Genomic DNA, 16,089 nt, shown 5'->3' with positions numbered 1-16,089 from the left:
TAACGATATATTTCATGGGAAGCCTGTGACGTCTAAAGGGGATTTTGATGAAAGCTGCACACCTGGTTTGCCTGCTCGTTTGTCTGCTCTTCGCCGCGTTTGTCCATGCCCAGGAAAAAGACGATCCCGTGAAAGAGGCCCAGATAAAGCAGCAGATCCTTAAAGATGTGAAGAAGGCCTGCACGCCCCAGAAAAAGCAGAGCGATAAAGCCTGGCAGGCGATGATTTTGTCGTCTGAGGCCAATCAACTGTTGATCAAAAACGCCATCACGGCCGTGAAGCGCGACAATCTGGATGCTTACTGGGACGCGGTCAGTCAGGTAGATTGTATGGAAGATTATTAAGCGTGAAGCCGGGCTTCACGCTTTTTTTTAGCGCTTTCGTACATCCGGAATAATCAAATCCCCGCGCAGAACATAGGACCCCAGCATCTGCGTTTTCTCCGTCAGCCAGCCCACAATACGTGCCGCCATAGCATCCATCGAGTATTCAATGGCCGGGATCACCGGGATACCCGGCAGATGCAGCGATCCGGCAAGGCTAAAGACCATAATGTCGTCCGGCACGGATTTATTAAACGCCTGCAGCTGCGGGATCACCCGCTGAGCTTCCTGTTCGTCCGCCACCAGCAGCGCGTTAAAATTCAGCGTGCTCGCATTGTTAAGCAACTCCTGCAGCGCAACGGATGAGGAGGTGGCATCCATAAAGACGAGGTTGCGATTAAAGGGCAGGAAATTTTTCTCCAGCGCGTGTTTATAGCCCAGCAACACCTGGTCGGCGAAACCGCTGCCTTGCGGATGGATCAGGGCTATCTGGCGTCGCCCCTGGCTGGTCAGATAGTTACAGGCGGTTTCGGCGGCAAAGGCGTGATCGAACTGGATGCTGTTGGAATTATCGGACTCCATGCAGTCAACGAGGATGACATTGTCCATCTCGACGTCCAGCGGGAAACGCGCGCCAATCACCAGGATGTCATCACATAACCCACAGGAAAGTTCTTCCAGGGCGTGCATCACTTCCGCTTTGGTATGCGCGAAGCGCAACAGCAGATGTTTTTGATGCTGGCTGAGGTGCTTTTCCAGCGCGTAAAGATAACCGGTGGTCTGGTTAATATTCTCCTGCGCGCAAATCACCCCAATACACCCCGTCGACTGGCTCAGCAGCGACTGCGCAATTACATTGGGCCGGTAGTTCAGTTCATCAACCGCTTTTAAAACGGCCTGGCGGCTGGCTTCCTTTACGCCACGCGACCCACTCAACACTCGCGATACCGTGGCTTTAGACACCCCGGCAAGACGTGATACATCATTGATTGTCGACATCTCTTTCCCCTGGCAGGCTTACTTCGCACCTGCAAATTCCATCACCGCTACGGCTCATATTATAGCCAGAATGGAGTATATCCTTTTCCGTTTTTCATGGAAACCGATTTTCCATTTCAACTCAAAATGATGTCAAAACGCGCAAATTATGTGACATGCATCTGGTTAATTAGCGTCATAAGTAGTGGATCTTGATGGTTGTCACACTTCTGCCTTTTATAAATGGAAACCGGTTTCCGTATAATGTCCAATCATCCTCGCAATAACTTTTTACATTTAGAGGATGGTTGTCGATGTTCAAGATTATGCTGTGTTGCTCTGCCGGGATGTCCACCAGCCTGCTGGTCAGCAAAATGGTCGATGTCGCGAAAGAGCGCGGGTTGCCGGTAAAAATAGACGCGTATGGCGTTTCCGAATTTGATACGCAGTTTCCGCAGTACCAGGTTGTCCTTCTCGGACCCCAGGTGAAGTACATGTTACAGACACTCTCAGACAAGGCGGCTACAAAGGGCATCCCGGTCCAACCCATCGACATGATGGATTACGGTATGCAACGTGGCGATAAAGTACTGGACTATGCTCTGTCGCTCATCGAAGCGGCACACTAAAAGGTGTTCACATGAGTTCGTTATATCAATCAATGGTCGCGGTTATTGAGCAGTCAATTACCCCGCTGGCCGCGAAGCTCGGCCAGCAAAAGTATGTGATTGCCATCCGCGACGGCTTTACCGCCGCGCTGCCGTTTATGATCATCGGCTCGTTTATGCTGGTGTTCATCTTCCCGCCCTTCTCCGCGGATACGACAAACAGCTTTGCCCGCGGCTGGCTGGATTTCTCCCAGACTTACCGTGAACAGCTGATGCTGCCGTTCAACCTCAGCATGGGCGTGATGACGTTCTTCATTTCGGTGGGGATTGGTGCAAGCCTGGGGCGTCAGTTTAACCTCGATCCGGTGATGTCCGGTCTGCTGGCCTTTATGGCCTTCCTGCTGGTGGCGGCTCCGTATGCCGACGGCAAGATCTCGACCCAGTACCTCTCCGGCCAGGGGATTTTCACCGCGCTGATCACCGCCATCTACTCCACCCGCGTGTATGCGTGGCTGAAGCAGAACAACGTGACCATCCGTCTGCCGAAAGAAGTGCCGACCGGTGTGGCGCGTTCGTTTGAGATCCTGATCCCGGTCATGGTGGTGATCGGTACCCTGCACCCGCTGAACCTGTTTATCGAAGCACAAACCGGGATGATTATCCCGCAGACGATTATGCACCTGCTGGAACCGCTGGTCTCTGCATCTGACTCCCTGCCTGCCATTCTGCTCTCCGTGCTGCTGTGCCAGATCTTCTGGTTTGCCGGTATCCACGGCTCGCTGATTGTCACCGGCATCATGAACCCGTTCTGGATGGCCAACCTGTCCGCAAACCAGGCGGCACTGGCGGCTGGTGCAGCGCTGCCACACGTTTACCTGCAGGGTTTCTGGGACCACTACCTGCTGATTGGCGGCGTCGGCTCCACGCTTCCGCTGGCCTTCCTGCTGCTACGCAGCCGCGTCACACACCTGCGCACCATCGGCAAAATGGGCGTTGTGCCCAGCTTCTTTAACATCAACGAACCGATTCTGTTCGGCGCGCCAATCATCATGAACCCAATGCTGTTTATCCCGTTCGTGTTTGTTCCGCTGGTGAACGCCTGCCTGGCGTACGGCGCCACCAAAATGGGCTGGCTGGCACAGGTGGTGTCGTTAACCCCGTGGACGACCCCGGCCCCTATTGGCGCATCGTGGGCGGCAAACTGGGCGTTGAGCCCGGTGGTGATGTGTCTGGTGTGTATGGTGATGTCAGCGCTGATGTACCTGCCGTTCCTGCGTGCTTACGAGCGTACGTTGATAAAAAACGAAGAGCAGAAAGCCCAGGCAACCGTCGGTGCCGCTGAAACAGCAAGTCATTAAGTCAAAGAGGAAAGGTCATGAAATACGCATTTCCCGATAATTTCTGGTGGGGCAGCGCAAGCTCCGCCCTCCAGACCGAAGGGACACGAGAGGGTGAAACCACCTGGGATTACTGGTTTGCCCGCGAGCCAAACCGTTTTCATAATGGCGTGGGACCGCAGCACACCTCCACGTTTTATCAACACTGGAAAACGGACATTCAGCTGTTAAAGCAGCTGAACCACAACAGCTTTCGCACCTCGATTAGCTGGGCGCGCCTGATCCCCGACGGTATCGGTGAAGTGAACCCGGAAGCGGTCGATTTTTATCATCAGGTCATTGATGAGCTGATTGAACAGGGTATTACCCCGTTTATCACCCTGTTCCACTTCGACATGCCGATGGCGATGCAGGAGATTGGCGGCTGGGAAAACCGCAACGTGGTGGACGCTTACGCCCGTTATGCGCAGATTTGCTTCGATCTGTTTGGCGATCGCGTGCTGCACTGGTTTACCTTCAACGAGCCGATTGTGCCGGTGGAAGGCGGCTATCTGTACGATTTCCACTATCCCAACGTGGTGGATTTTCGTCGTGCGGCCACCGTGGCATATCACACCGTGCTGGCGCATGCGCAGGCGGTACGTGCTTACCGTGCCGGGCACTACGCTGGGGAGATCGGTATCGTACTGAACCTGACGCCGTCCTATCCGCGCTCGCAAAACCCGGCTGACGTCAAAGCGGCACACATTGCGGACCTGATGTTTAACCGCAGCTTCCTTGACCCCGTCCTGCGCGGCGAATACCCGGCGGACCTGGTGGCGTTGCTGAAATCTTACGATCAGCTCCCCGCCTGCAAACCGGAAGACAGTTTCCTGATTGCGGAAGGAAAAATCGACCTGCTCGGCATTAACTATTATCAGCCGCGTCGCGTGAAATGCCGTGACAGTGCGGTGAACCCACAGGCACCGTTTATGCCGGAGTGGTTCTTTGATAATTACGAAATGCCTGGCCGCAAGATGAATCCATACCGTGGCTGGGAAATTTATGAGCCGGGTATTTACGATATTCTGATTAACCTGCGCGACAATTACGGTAACCCACGCTGTTTTATTTCTGAGAACGGTATGGGTGTCGAAAATGAACAGCGCTTTATTGAGAATGGTCAGATAAACGATCAATACCGCATCGATTTTATTTCCGAACATTTGGCCTGGCTACATAAAGGTATTAGCGAAGGGTGCCAGTGTCTTGGCTACCATATGTGGACATTTATTGATAACTGGTCGTGGTGTAACGCGTATAAAAATCGCTACGGATTTATCCAGCTCGATTTAACTACCCAGCAGCGCACCATCAAGAAAAGCGGCGAGTGGTTTGCCGCCACCGCATTAAATAACAGTTTTGACAGAGAGTCAGTGTAATGATCGCATTAGAAGAAGCCGTAATGGAAATTATCGTCAACGCCGGTCAGTCGCGTAGCCTGTGCTTTGAAGCCCTGCACGCGGCGCGTCAGGGCAACCTTGACGAAGCCAAAAGCCTGCTGCGCGAAGCCGATGGCTACGCGCGCCAGGCGCACAAAATGCAGACCAAATTGATCGAACAGGATGCGGGCGAAGCCCGCCAGCCGATGACCTTAATAATGGTTCACGCGCAGGATCATTTAATGAATTCCCTGCTGGCACGTGAATTATCCGAAGAAATAATCCATTTATATCAGAGATAATGTATGGCGAAAAAACGTTAATGTAATCACTCTGTACCTAAAATAGAAATCCACTTGTTCTGATGATAGCGACAAACTCTGTCAGATCGGAGCGGGATGGTTATTGTCTGAATAAAATTAAACTATATTGAGATAACCATGAATTATATTAAAAAACTTCCATTAACCATGGCGGTTGTCGCCGCGCTTTGCCCAATTTCTGTACTCGCACAAGAATTTACGCAAGAGCAAATCGACGCCATCGTGGCGAAAGCGGTAGACAAAGCGCTGGCCGAACGTCAGGCCAAAATGGACGCCGCCGTCGCGAAAAAAGCGGACGTGGTCACCGAACCGCAAAGCGCGGCGCAATCACCGGACCTCGCGATTCCGTTTGGGGTTAAATTTACCGGCTATGCCCGCTACGGCGCGCACTTCCAGGCAGCCGACCAGAAATACGTGGCAGTAGACGGTTCCTATAACGGTGCATCCGCAATCGGTCGTCTGGGTAACGAAGGCAACGGCGGTGAATTCCAGCTCTCCAAAGCCTTCAAGGGCGACAACGGTGCCATCTGGGACATCAACGTGATGATCGACCACTGGGGCGACGAAGTTAACCTGAAAAAAGCCTATGCCGGTGTGACCAACATTATGGCCTCCAACCCGAACGCCTATTTCTGGGCCGGCCGTGACTTCCACCAGCGTCCACAGCAGGGTATCAACGATTACTTCTGGATGAACCACGACGGCCAGGGTGCCGGGGTGAAGAACTTCGACATCGGCGGCGTGCAGTTTGACGTTGCCGCGGTGGCCGCGGTGGAATCCTGTAGTCCGGAAGTGATGGAAGATGAGGCGAACCCGTCGCGCATTACCTGTACCGGCGGTTCCGGCACGGGCGACAAAGGTAACTACGCTGCGACCTCAAAAATCCACGGCATGAAAGTCGGCCCGCTGGATCTGGAGCTGTACGCGAACTACGGTTTTGACTCCAAAGCCATTGAGAGTGAAGAGCGTCTGAAGGCCTGGCAGGGCGGCGTGGTGCTGAGCCACACCAACGACAGCGGCGTGAATAAGGTGATTGCCCGTTATTCTGATAACGCGGATAACAGCGTATTCAACAAAACCGAAGATCTGACCACGGTCTACGCCAGCTTCGAAGGGCTGTACAAATTCACCCAGGCCACGCAGGTGGAGTACATCCTCGCCTTCCACGACTACGACAACAGCCGCGATAAAACCGACAACCGTAAGAACTACAACGCCATCGTGCGTCCGATGCACTGGTGGAACGACGTTCACTCCACCTGGCTGGAAGCGGGCTGGCAGCACGTGGATTACGACAATGGCGGTGATAACAAAGGCTGGAAGCTGACCCTGTCGCAGAACATGTCTATCGCCATGGGGCCAGAGTTCCGCCCAATGCTGCGCTTCTACGTGACCGGCGGCAAAGTGGATAACGAACGCACCGCCCGTGTGAACGGTACAAAAGATGAGACGCTGGATGATTTCAACGTCGGCGCGATGTGGGAAGCGTGGTTCTAAGCAAGGTAAAAGCAAAACGGCAACGCACGTTGCCGTTTTTCGTGTTTGCACCCTCTCCCCGTGGGAGAGGGCCGGGGTGAGGGCATCAGGCCACACCGCACCCGGCAAGACCCATGTTATGCTACACAAAAACCAACATAACAGGGGAGAACATGGGTTCCACACGTAAAGGAATGCTCAACGTTCTGATCGCCGCCGTTTTATGGGGCAGCTCAGGGGTTTGCGCGCAGTACATCATGGAGAAAAGCCAGATCTCGTCCCCTTACCTGACGATGATTCGCCTGCTGTTTACCGGCGTCATCTTGCTGACCCTCTCCTTCGTGCATGGCGACAAGATTTTCTCGGTCATCAAACATCGTAAAGACGCCCTCAGCCTGCTGTTTTTCTCGCTGGTTGGTGCGCTCACCGTCCAGCTCACCTTCCTGCTGACGATTGAAAAATCCAACGCGGCGACGGCCACCGTGCTGCAGTTTCTCTCGCCAACGATCATTGTCGCCTGGTTCGCGCTGGCGAGGAAAAAACGTCCCGGCGTGTTTGTTTTATCCGCCATTTTGACGTCACTTGTCGGCACCTTCCTGCTGGTCACCCACGGCGATCCAACCTCGCTCTCCATCTCCCCTGCCGCCCTGTTCTTCGGTATCGCCTCGGCCTTTGCCGCCGCGTTTTATACGACCTACCCGTCGACGCTTATCGCCCGCTACGGCACGCTGCCGATTGTTGGCTGGAGTATGTTAATCGCGGGGGTCGTGCTGACGCCATTCTACGCCGGACGCGGGACCACCTTCGTGATTGATGGCAGCCTGCTGCTGGCGTTTTTCTATCTGGTGGTGATTGGCACGGCGCTGACGTTCAGCCTGTATCTGAAAGGCGCGCAGATGATTGGCGGGCCGAAGGCGAGCATTCTGAGCTGTGCCGAGCCGCTGAGCAGCGCCCTGCTGTCGGTGATTTTGCTTGGGGTGGCGTTTACGCTGCCGGACTGGCTGGGCACGCTGCTGATTGTGTCGTCGGTGGTGCTGATTTCGATGGATTCGAGAAGACGGGTTCAGACATCGGCGTAGCCTGATATCCCCTCTTCCCTGTGGGAAGAGGGGATTTACTTATTTTGCTTTCACCTTACTCGCCACCAGCAGCGCCGTCAGCAACATCAGGGTTCCTGAAATCACCAGCGGTGACGTCAGCCCCAGATGGTCCAGCGCAACGCCGCCGATCGCCGCACCGCAGGTGTTCGCCAGCTGGATCACCGCGACCTGAATCGACCCGGCTTTTTCCGCCTGATCGGCGAGCGAGCGGGTGATCCACGTCGACCAGCCCACCGGCACCAGCGCAAAAGCAAAGCCCCAGATAATCGCAATCGCCGACGCAACCCACTTATCGCTGCCCCACAGCACCAATACCGCAGCGCTAATTGCCAGCACCAGCGGCGCGCCCGCCAGCGCCACTTTCAGAGAACGCTTCAGGAACGGGGACGACAGCGAGGTACCGACAAAGCTGGCGATACCGAAGCTCAGGAGCACCAGCGTCAGGCCATCCACATCAAACCCGGCCATGTTCATGAATACCGGGCGGATATAGGTGAAGAAGGCAAACTGTCCGGCAAATGCCATAAAGATGGCGGTCATCCCCGCCAGCACGCCCGGGCGCTTCAGCAGACTGAACATATTCTGTTTATGATGTGCCGCTTCCCCCGGTAAAGACGGCAGCGCTTTCCAGACCCAGAGAATGCATAGCCCCCCCATCACCGCGGCAGCGTTAAAGACGTTGCGCCAGCCGATGATCCCGCCAAGGAAACTGCCCAACGGCGCAGCTATGACCAGCGCAATCGAAACAGCACCAAAGATCACGGAGAGGGCTTTCGGCACGGTGCGCGCGGGAACCAGACGCATGGTGAGCGAGGCCGACATCGCCCAGAAGCCGCCTAATCCCAGCCCCAGACAGGCGCGACCCAGCAGCAGCAAGGTGAAGTTATTGGCAAAGGAGACCAGCAGGCAGGAGAGCGTCAGCAGCACGCTGAACAGAATGACCACTTTGCGGCGGTCGATGGTGCCGATCACCTGGGTAATAAACAGGCTCGCGAACATCGCCACAAAGGCGGTCACGGTGACGGACTGCCCCGCCACGCCTTCGGAAATGCCCAGATCCTGTGCCATCGGCGTCAGCAGGCTCACCGGCAGAAACTCAACGGTAATCAGGCAGGCAACGCAAAATGCCACGGAGAAAACCGCCGACCAGTTGGGGCGAGTGACCTCCTGGGTCTGCGGTCTGGGCGTGGGCTGAATGTGTTCTGTCATGGCGTCACCTGAGATAAAAACGTGCGGAAAAGTCGCGCAGTTTATCATCAAAAGTGTGACGGATTTAACGATTTGACAACTTTTGTCGTTTTTAATGAGCCTGAAGAGAGCGCGTCGTCGACTGATACCTTTTCTGCATAACGAAAATGAAAATTCAGTATCCACATTTGAGGTGAAACAATCATAGCGTCTGAAAAGGAGAAACTATGAAAACACGTAATTTATCTCAAAATCTTACCGTCAGTGCCGTCGGCTACGGTGCCATGGGTCTGAGTGAATTTTATGGCCAGACTGATGACAACGCCTCGCTGCGGGTATTGCATAGCCTTATCGATCTGAACGTGACGTTTATTGATACCGCAAATTTATATGGCCGTGGTCATAATGAAAGACTAATCGGTCATTTTCTTGCCGGGCTGGATAAAAGCACTCGCGAGCAGTTCAAAATAGCCACGAAATGCGGCATCGATCGCTCTCCCGACGAGTCTTATGCTCGCACCATCAACAATACGCCTGACTATATCATCCGCTGCTGTAATGAGTCCCTCAAGCGGCTTGGCGTGGAGCGAATCGACCTCTTTTATCTACACAGACTGAGTAACACCACCCCGGTCGAAGAGAGTATGGATTGTCTACGCACCCTTGTGAAAGAGGGCAAGATCAACCACATCGGCCTTTGCGAAGTGTCGGCGTCAACGCTGCAACGGGCCCATGCGGTACATCCGGTCACCGCGCTGCAAACGGAATATTCTCTGTGGACACGCGATATCGAGGAAAGCATTCTGCCGGTCGTGAAAACGTTAGGCATTGGTCTGGTGCCCTACTCGCCTCTTGGCAGAGGCTTCCTGACGGGAAAATACCTGAACAATAGCGAATTTGCAGAGGGTGATTTCCGTAAAAATAACGAGCGCTTTATGCAGTCCAGCCTCGATCATAATCGCCAGCTGCTCGATGTCATCCACCCGCTGGCGGCGAAATACGGCTGTACCGCGGGTCAGATTGCCCTTGCCTGGCTGTTAGCGCAATACGATCGGCTGGTTCCCATCCCGGGCACTAAGCACACCGGCTATCTGGCCGAGAACGCGCACGCTGCCAACATTGAGCTTGAGAAGAGCGATATTGAATCATTGAACAACCTGCATCGCCGGATAGCGATTAAAGGCGATCGCTATTCTGCCGAGGGTATGAAGGGCGTGAACGCCTGATACCTCATCATGAAAATAAAAAAACCGGGTTTTCCCGGTTTTTTTATATCGGATACGCCGTGCCGTTAGCGATAAACGCTCAACGCGACGCCTTCCCCACCGCCTACACACAGCGCGGCGACGCCACACTTGCCGTCATTACGGACCAGGGCATGAACCAGCGTCACCAAAATCCGGCAGCCGGATGCGCCTATCGCATGCCCAAGCGCGATTGCCCCGCCGTAAGGATTGATACGATCCGGGGAAATCCCAGCCTGCTGAATCACCGCCAGCGCCTGAGCGGCAAACGCTTCGTTGGATTCAAGATGATCGACATCCTCAGGCGTCCATCCCGAGCGGGAAAGGCAGTCGGCAATGGCCTGGATCGGGGCTGCGCCCATTAATGCCGGCTGGACACCGGAATGGGTAAACACGCCCAGCGACGCCAGAACCGGCAAGCCACGCGCTTCGGCGGTATCACGCGTACAAAGCAGCACCGCAGCGGCACCGTCATTCAGCGATGAAGCATTTCCCGCCGTCACCGTTCCCTCTTTTCGGAAGACTGGCCTCAGCTTCGTCAATTTATCAATACTGGTTGCACGCGGCCCTTCGTCCCTCTCCACGCTGATCGTTTCGCCTTTTCGCGTCAGCCATTCAACCGGAACAATTTCGCGCTCAAAAATGCCGCGCGCCTGCGCTTCAAGCGCATTGTGGTGAGAGACAAGGGCATATTCGTCCTGCATTTCGCGGCTGATACCAAACTCGGTCGCAACGTTTTCTGCGGTGATACCCATATGATAATCGTTGAAGGCATCCCATAGCCCGTCAGAAACCAGGCTATCTTTGAGAGTGATATCGCCCAGCCGCGTTCCGCTACGCGACGTCATGGCGATATGCGGCGCGTTGGACATGCTCTCCTGACCCCCGGCGATCACAAACTCAGCCTCACCCGTCTGCAGCGCCTGCATGCCAAGATGGACTGCCTTAAGCCCGGAACCGCACACTTTATTGATCGTCAGACATTGCGTTTCAACGGGTAATCCGGCATTCAGAGCCGACTGCCGCGCCGGGTTCTGGCCACACCCCGCCGTAAGAACCTGACCCATAATGACCTGAGAGATATTACTGGCCTCTACGCCAGATTCTTTCAGGAGCGCCTGAATGACCCGGCTTCCCAGGTCAGCGGCGGAATGCTCCGCAAGCGCGCCCAGAAATGCGCCCGTCGCCGTGCGGCGGGCTGCAATAATGACAACCTCGCTCATGCGTCACTCCCTTTCAGTCCCGGCAACGTATGACCCGTCGCAGCGATTGCCGCGCGGTAGGCGGTAAGACCGTTCATACAGGCGGGAACGCCGGCATACACCGCCATCTGTATCACAATTTCAAGCAGCTCTTCCGGCGTCACGCCGGTGTTGAGCGCGCCTCTCATGTGCAGTTCCAGCTGCGGCATAGCATTACCCAGAGTCACAAGCGAGGCGACAGTCAGCATTTCGCGCGTTTTGAGTTCCAGTCCCGGACGTCCCACCACATCCCCAAACGCATAGTCGGTTATCAGGGCGGGCAGGCCCGGGTCCAGTTCGCTCAGGCGGCGGGTGACTTTATCCGCGAGCCCTGCTTCAAGACGGTCCATGATCTCTCTGCCATAGCGCGTGCGGTCATTAATTTGACTCATAAGATTTCTCCATACGGGATTGTTTTGCGGTCAAGGTTGCAGGAATAACCGCGACAAGCAGAACGGACAGGCCGATAGCCGTGCCGGCGACGATATACAGGAGCGGCATTGAAAATGATGAAACCATCCAGGCACCAACCGACGCGCCGATACCAATGGCGGTATTGAAAAACGAAACGTAGATTGCGGAGGCCGGGAAGGCTTTATCTTCAGCCATACGTAAAACCCACGTCTGGAAGCCGACAAATATTCCTGACACGGCAACGCCCCAGATAATCATGCTGGTGAATATCAGCGCAGCAGAGAGCGAGGAACCTGACAGGCCCAGGAACAGCAGCACTGCACAGATCAGCAGTACAGACAGCGAAACCGTCAGCTTGAGATACTTATCAATCATCACGCCGGTCAGGAAATTACCGGCCAGACCCGCGATGCCGTAAACAAAAAGCACGGCGGGAATAAAGGCGGTGGACAGTAAACTCTGCGTGTGAAGCCAGGGTTCAATGTACGTAAAGGCGGCAAAGTGCGCCGTAACAGCCAGCAGGGTTGCTGAGTAAATTTTCCACAGGGTAGACGATTTCAGCACGCCCTTAAGCGCATCCAGGCCAAGCGCGCTTTTGCTGGCGATCTGGGGAACAAGCACGCTAATACCCACAAAGGCAATTACGCTCAGCGCGGCCATCAGCCAAAATGCCTGCCGCCAGCCGAAGTGGATACCAATGTAGTTGGAAACCGGTACGCCAAAAACGCTTGCTGCGGAAACGCCACCAAATACGATTGACGTCGCCGCACCAATATATCTGGCAGGAACCATGGCAACCGCCGTTGCGCCGATCATCGCCCAGAATGCACCGTGTGCAAGCGCGCCCAGCACGCGGGCACTAAGCAGCATTCCGTAGGTGTTTACCGTCGCGGCCATGACGTTAGAGATCAGAAGCACCACGGTGAGCACGAGTAAAAGCCGCTTCTTAGCCACATTGCCTAAAAAGACGGAGGCAAACAGCGCACTCAACGCCCCCACCCAGGCATAAAGCGACACGGTCATGCCCACCGCGGATTCCGAAGACCGTAATCCCTCTGCGATTGGCGTTAATAATCCGACCGGCGCCAGTTCGGTAGTGACAATAGTAAACGTTGAAATAGCCAGAATGAATAACGCAAGCCATGACCTTAACGTCATATTTTGCGGAGAGAGTTCTGAAGTCATACTACTTACCTCAATAATGGTTTAAATAATGTGCCAATTTTTTTCTGCTGCATATCGGGTAAGCGCGGAATGCTCTCCCACACAGACGGGATGCCCAATGGCTTCGAGCATTGGAATATCCGAAAGATCGTCACCGTAGGCATAACAATCCGCCGGATGAATCTCCTTATCCCGGCAAAACGTCATCAGGGCGTCTTTTTTACCCGCTCCAATTGTTTGGGGCAGGCCGATTTCCCCCGTCAACTCGCCTGCGTCATTTATTATCAACGGAGCACAGAGTATGTCCGTTACCCCAAGATATTTCGCAATGGGTGACAGAATCGGAAGCATAGAGCCCGATATAAATACGGTGTACATGTTCTGTCTCTGATGGCTTTTAAGTGCTGAAACGGCACTCTCAATAAAAAATTCGTTTTCTGGCTTACGCCTGAACCATTCATCGCCCATTTCTTCCAGATAACGACAAGACACACCTTTAAACTGGCGATAATACTCTCTGTTCAGCGTCTCCCTTGGCACACCGTTTTTTACGTCGACGCGAAAACGAGACATATAGCGTTGAAGACGATCGTTTTGATTATTTTCCCTGCACCAGAAGTCATAGAAATCAAACATACTTTTAATATTTATTAGCGTCTCATCAACGTCAAAAAATGCGGCGTGTTTACGCAAAGCCTATTCCTCGTAGTTTTTTCTTCGACTCTTAACCGGGAAATCTTTATCCGTACCAGGCACGCCAGCATCCGCCCAGCGGGAAGGCTGAATTTCAGAAACCACCACGGAAATTTTATCCAGCGGCGCACCCGTGTTTTTGTGAATGGCAAACGTAATATCTTCCTGAAGCCTAATGACTTGATTTTCATCTTTCATCGGCCAGGTCATCACATGAACAAACGGCATACTTTTCTCACTCTATAGTTGTAAATTCATCGAAGGAACGGCCCTGGAGTTTTAAATGGGCATGGATATCACCTCCAAGACCGTAAAAACCAATTGCACCGCCGTAGCTCTGACGCGAGCTCATATAAAGTACGACCACGTTAATAATTCTGTTTCCTTTCCTCTCAGGAGCCGGAAAAGGATCGGTTAACTCTGCCCAATATTCAGCGTTACCTTCGCTGTCGGTTATAAATACGTTGGGTATGCCCAGCGGGCCAGGCCTGCTCGTCGCCTCAGAGGCTAAATCGTTCTCCCTGAGACTCATCACGGTATAAACGCTATCCGGGACAAGACTCCTGAACGAAAACGTGAATCGCGCTCGCTTCTTGTCTTCGGACAACGTGACGTCAAAGGTTCCCTCTGCCTCAAGCCAGGCAGCGAGAGTGATAGGCTGGATGTCTCGCTTTCCATCGCTGCTGCGATAATCCGAGATATAGCCTTCATGAAGCGGCAGGCTAGGCCGCATTTCCTTATTGGCCTGAGGCCGCTGTTCCGGGGCGAATATCATCCGATAGTTGTTCATCGGAATGGGTAAAGGCAGAGTATGAAGAATGATCTCCTTCAACGCGTCCTGGGGCATCTTTTCTATATCGCACATAACGTTATAGGGCGCGATTTCCCCAAATGCCGGGAGCGTGCTGTCCGGTGAAACAATGACGCTTCGCCACTGCAGGCCGTTATCCCCGGGCACCATGCCAACCACGACAAAATTTCCCTTCCCGTCCATGACCTCCGCAGGGGGGTAAAGCGGCCCCTGCGTGGTCGCAGCCAGACGGTATTTCTGGCTACGTAATTCAGGCATGCGTTACCCCCTGCGCCACCCCTTGCTGCTCAACGATGGTCGCCTGCATGGCAACCTCAGCCAGAGATTTTTCTTTCTCTGCGATCAGGGTGGAAGGATAGACGGTGAACGACACATCCATCGTCGCGCAAAGCGTTTGGTGCTGAGTGACGCGTACCTGAGCCTTGAAGCGCCCCCGGCGGTCATTAATATCTTTTTCAAGAAATTCAAAATGGACCAGCGCCGGTAAAGGGAACAGGAAGCTGGCGAAATTGATTGCCATGCTGTTAATGACGTAATAGCGCCCGCTTTCCTGCTGGTAAATAAATTCTTCGGTGACGCCGATAAAAGCCTGTCGGCTGGCTTCAACCAGGAGCATTCCCTGAATATGCTGGCCCGTCTGGTGATCCGCCATCAATTCGCAACGCTCATCGATTAACAGAGGCATCGCATAGAGGTCGGGATGATGCTCAGCTTGTTCCGCAGGCCCTATAAGTACGTTCTGCTCCAGTTTTTTATGGCAATGTGCGTTTTTTTTGTCGCTCACCAGTTTTTCCAGAGAGCACATTTTTAATTTATTACCATGAATCGCGTTTCTTGCCTGGTTTGAAATTACTTTCCCGGCAAAATCCTTGCGTACTCCCTGCCCAACAATAATTTCATGTTCTTTATCAATGATATTTGCAGGAATCTGAGTCAATAATTCAAGCTGAGATATAGTCAGTACATCTTTACCATTGGCAAATTCATTAAATTTATCGCCAACAACTACCAACTTTTTACAATTCATTCATTGTTCCTCAACAACAGCAAGCACGATAGATACGCGTATAAAGGCCGTCATTGCCGCCAGTGATAAAGTTGTCGCCGGCCTGCTGAATGATTTGCTGGTAACGCGCATTGGTAAATGCTTCTTTATATTCTGCTTTATCGCCGTTGAATGAGGAGATAAACATCACGCCAGGAACGCCGCTGATCAGGGAATGAAACGCTTCGAAACTTTCGATTTTATCTTTGTTATCTCTTACCACATTAAAGATAGTTTCATCGCGCCACTGACGATACTGCTGATAGTTATGCGCGGGCACCTCAACGTGACGAAGCTGAATATAATTTGATTCGGGTAAGCTCTTTTTATTATCGATTGGGGATTCAACAAACTTAAGCAGTTCGCGACGAATATCGGCAGAAAGAACAGCAGAGAAACGATGGAACATGGATTCCATTTCACTCTCAGCCCACGCAATTTCTTTAATGTCATTGAAAGCGCGCAGTTCCAGCAGTTCATTAACACCGTTTTCTTCACAGGAATAGTAGCGAACGTTTTCATTGCTTTTTAAGGAAGTAAAATCTTTCTCAGTAAAAGTATTTTTTAACGGGAAGCGTGATACCAGTACATATTTAGACGACATAATTACTCCGAATATTGATTGAGTGAGGGTTCTGGTAGAAATTTATCAATATAGGAAACAATTGGAATTGTTAAATTTGTAATATATTTTTGGTATTACTGTTAAAACGGGTTTTACTG

General features: G+C 53.1%; 18 protein-coding genes. 8 read left to right on the top strand and 10 right to left on the bottom strand.

Annotated features, from left to right (window positions below; translation table 11 throughout):
* The first annotated feature begins 47 nt into the window (after window positions 1–47).
* Window positions 48–344, top strand: coding sequence for a YicS family protein (locus tag ACMGG3_RS18720; RefSeq protein ID WP_020882719.1), 297 nt, complete (start codon window positions 48–50; stop codon window positions 342–344).
* 27 nt (window positions 345–371) lie between these two features.
* Here the strand turns inward: ACMGG3_RS18720 and ACMGG3_RS18715 are convergent, their stop codons facing one another.
* Window positions 372–1,322 (bottom strand): LacI family DNA-binding transcriptional regulator, encoded by a 951-nt coding sequence (locus ACMGG3_RS18715; protein ID WP_014168010.1) that lies wholly within the window; start codon window positions 1,320–1,322, stop codon window positions 372–374.
* Window positions 1,323–1,615: 293 nt separating this feature from the next.
* Here ACMGG3_RS18715 and ACMGG3_RS18710 point away from each other — a divergent pair, with 293 nt between their 5' ends.
* From ACMGG3_RS18710 to ACMGG3_RS18685, 6 genes are all read left to right on the top strand, one after another.
* Window positions 1,616–1,930 (top strand): PTS sugar transporter subunit IIB, encoded by a 315-nt coding sequence (locus ACMGG3_RS18710; RefSeq protein WP_014830072.1) that lies wholly within the window; start codon window positions 1,616–1,618, stop codon window positions 1,928–1,930.
* 11 nt (window positions 1,931–1,941) lie between these two features.
* On the top strand, window positions 1,942–3,267 hold the full coding sequence (locus ACMGG3_RS18705) for a PTS sugar transporter subunit IIC (protein WP_414149368.1): 1,326 nt from the start codon (window positions 1,942–1,944) through the stop codon (window positions 3,265–3,267).
* A gap of 17 nt (window positions 3,268–3,284) precedes the next feature.
* Entirely contained in the window at window positions 3,285–4,667 is a 1,383-nt protein-coding gene (locus ACMGG3_RS18700) for a glycoside hydrolase family 1 protein (RefSeq protein WP_020882721.1), read from the top strand.
* A complete protein-coding gene (locus ACMGG3_RS18695; RefSeq protein WP_014168006.1) occupies window positions 4,667–4,969 on the top strand; it encodes a PTS lactose/cellobiose transporter subunit IIA in 303 nt (100 codons plus the stop codon). Before ACMGG3_RS18700 ends, ACMGG3_RS18695 begins: the two co-directional genes overlap by 1 nt.
* A gap of 138 nt (window positions 4,970–5,107) precedes the next feature.
* Window positions 5,108–6,487 (top strand): carbohydrate porin, encoded by a 1,380-nt coding sequence (locus tag ACMGG3_RS18690; protein ID WP_014168005.1) that lies wholly within the window; start codon window positions 5,108–5,110, stop codon window positions 6,485–6,487.
* 152 nt (window positions 6,488–6,639) lie between these two features.
* Entirely contained in the window at window positions 6,640–7,545 is a 906-nt protein-coding gene (locus ACMGG3_RS18685; RefSeq protein ID WP_020882723.1) for a DMT family transporter, read from the top strand.
* Window positions 7,546–7,584: 39 nt separating this feature from the next.
* On the opposite strand, the gene nepI is transcribed toward ACMGG3_RS18685, so the two are convergent.
* Entirely contained in the window at window positions 7,585–8,775 is a 1,191-nt protein-coding gene (gene nepI, locus ACMGG3_RS18680) for a purine ribonucleoside efflux pump NepI (protein WP_014168003.1), read from the bottom strand.
* A 206-nt stretch (window positions 8,776–8,981) separates the two neighbouring features.
* Here nepI and ACMGG3_RS18675 point away from each other — a divergent pair, with 206 nt between their 5' ends.
* On the top strand, window positions 8,982–9,980 hold the full coding sequence (locus ACMGG3_RS18675) for an aldo/keto reductase (protein ID WP_219372566.1): 999 nt from the start codon (window positions 8,982–8,984) through the stop codon (window positions 9,978–9,980).
* A 65-nt stretch (window positions 9,981–10,045) separates the two neighbouring features.
* Here ACMGG3_RS18675 and ACMGG3_RS18670 read toward each other — a convergent pair whose 3' ends face one another.
* From ACMGG3_RS18670 to ACMGG3_RS18635, 8 genes are read right to left on the bottom strand one after another with little or no spacing between them, the layout of a single operon-like run.
* Complete coding sequence (locus ACMGG3_RS18670) at window positions 10,046–11,221, bottom strand: acetyl-CoA C-acetyltransferase (protein ID WP_078775092.1); 1,176 nt, start codon at window positions 11,219–11,221, stop codon at window positions 10,046–10,048.
* Complete coding sequence (locus ACMGG3_RS18665; RefSeq protein ID WP_025206518.1) at window positions 11,218–11,631, bottom strand: carboxymuconolactone decarboxylase family protein; 414 nt, start codon at window positions 11,629–11,631, stop codon at window positions 11,218–11,220. Before ACMGG3_RS18665 ends, ACMGG3_RS18670 begins: the two co-directional genes overlap by 4 nt.
* Complete coding sequence (locus ACMGG3_RS18660; protein WP_025206519.1) at window positions 11,618–12,838, bottom strand: MFS transporter; 1,221 nt, start codon at window positions 12,836–12,838, stop codon at window positions 11,618–11,620. Before ACMGG3_RS18660 ends, ACMGG3_RS18665 begins: the two co-directional genes overlap by 14 nt.
* A 21-nt stretch (window positions 12,839–12,859) precedes the next feature.
* Window positions 12,860–13,510 (bottom strand): HAD family hydrolase, encoded by a 651-nt coding sequence (locus tag ACMGG3_RS18655; RefSeq protein WP_025206520.1) that lies wholly within the window; start codon window positions 13,508–13,510, stop codon window positions 12,860–12,862.
* A 3-nt stretch (window positions 13,511–13,513) separates the two neighbouring features.
* The gene (locus ACMGG3_RS18650) at window positions 13,514–13,738 is read right to left on the bottom strand and encodes a tautomerase family protein (RefSeq protein WP_025206521.1); all 225 of its coding nucleotides are present in this window, start codon (window positions 13,736–13,738) and stop codon (window positions 13,514–13,516) included.
* 7 nt (window positions 13,739–13,745) lie between these two features.
* A complete protein-coding gene (locus ACMGG3_RS18645; RefSeq protein ID WP_025206522.1) occupies window positions 13,746–14,579 on the bottom strand; it encodes a hypothetical protein in 834 nt (277 codons plus the stop codon).
* Window positions 14,572–15,348, bottom strand: a complete 777-nt coding sequence (locus ACMGG3_RS18640; RefSeq protein WP_078775095.1) for an AfsA-related hotdog domain-containing protein — start codon at window positions 15,346–15,348, stop codon at window positions 14,572–14,574. Before ACMGG3_RS18640 ends, ACMGG3_RS18645 begins: the two co-directional genes overlap by 8 nt.
* 10 nt (window positions 15,349–15,358) lie before the next feature.
* Complete coding sequence (locus ACMGG3_RS18635) at window positions 15,359–15,970, bottom strand: hypothetical protein (RefSeq protein ID WP_025206524.1); 612 nt, start codon at window positions 15,968–15,970, stop codon at window positions 15,359–15,361.
* Window positions 15,971–16,089 lie beyond the last annotated feature (119 nt).

The organism is Enterobacter sp. BNK-18 (genome assembly GCF_047456135.1).
Classification (GTDB): domain Bacteria; phylum Pseudomonadota; class Gammaproteobacteria; order Enterobacterales; family Enterobacteriaceae; genus Enterobacter; species Enterobacter ludwigii.
Note: the sequence above shows the minus strand (reverse complement) of the source record. Positions and strands in the feature narration are given on the sequence as shown.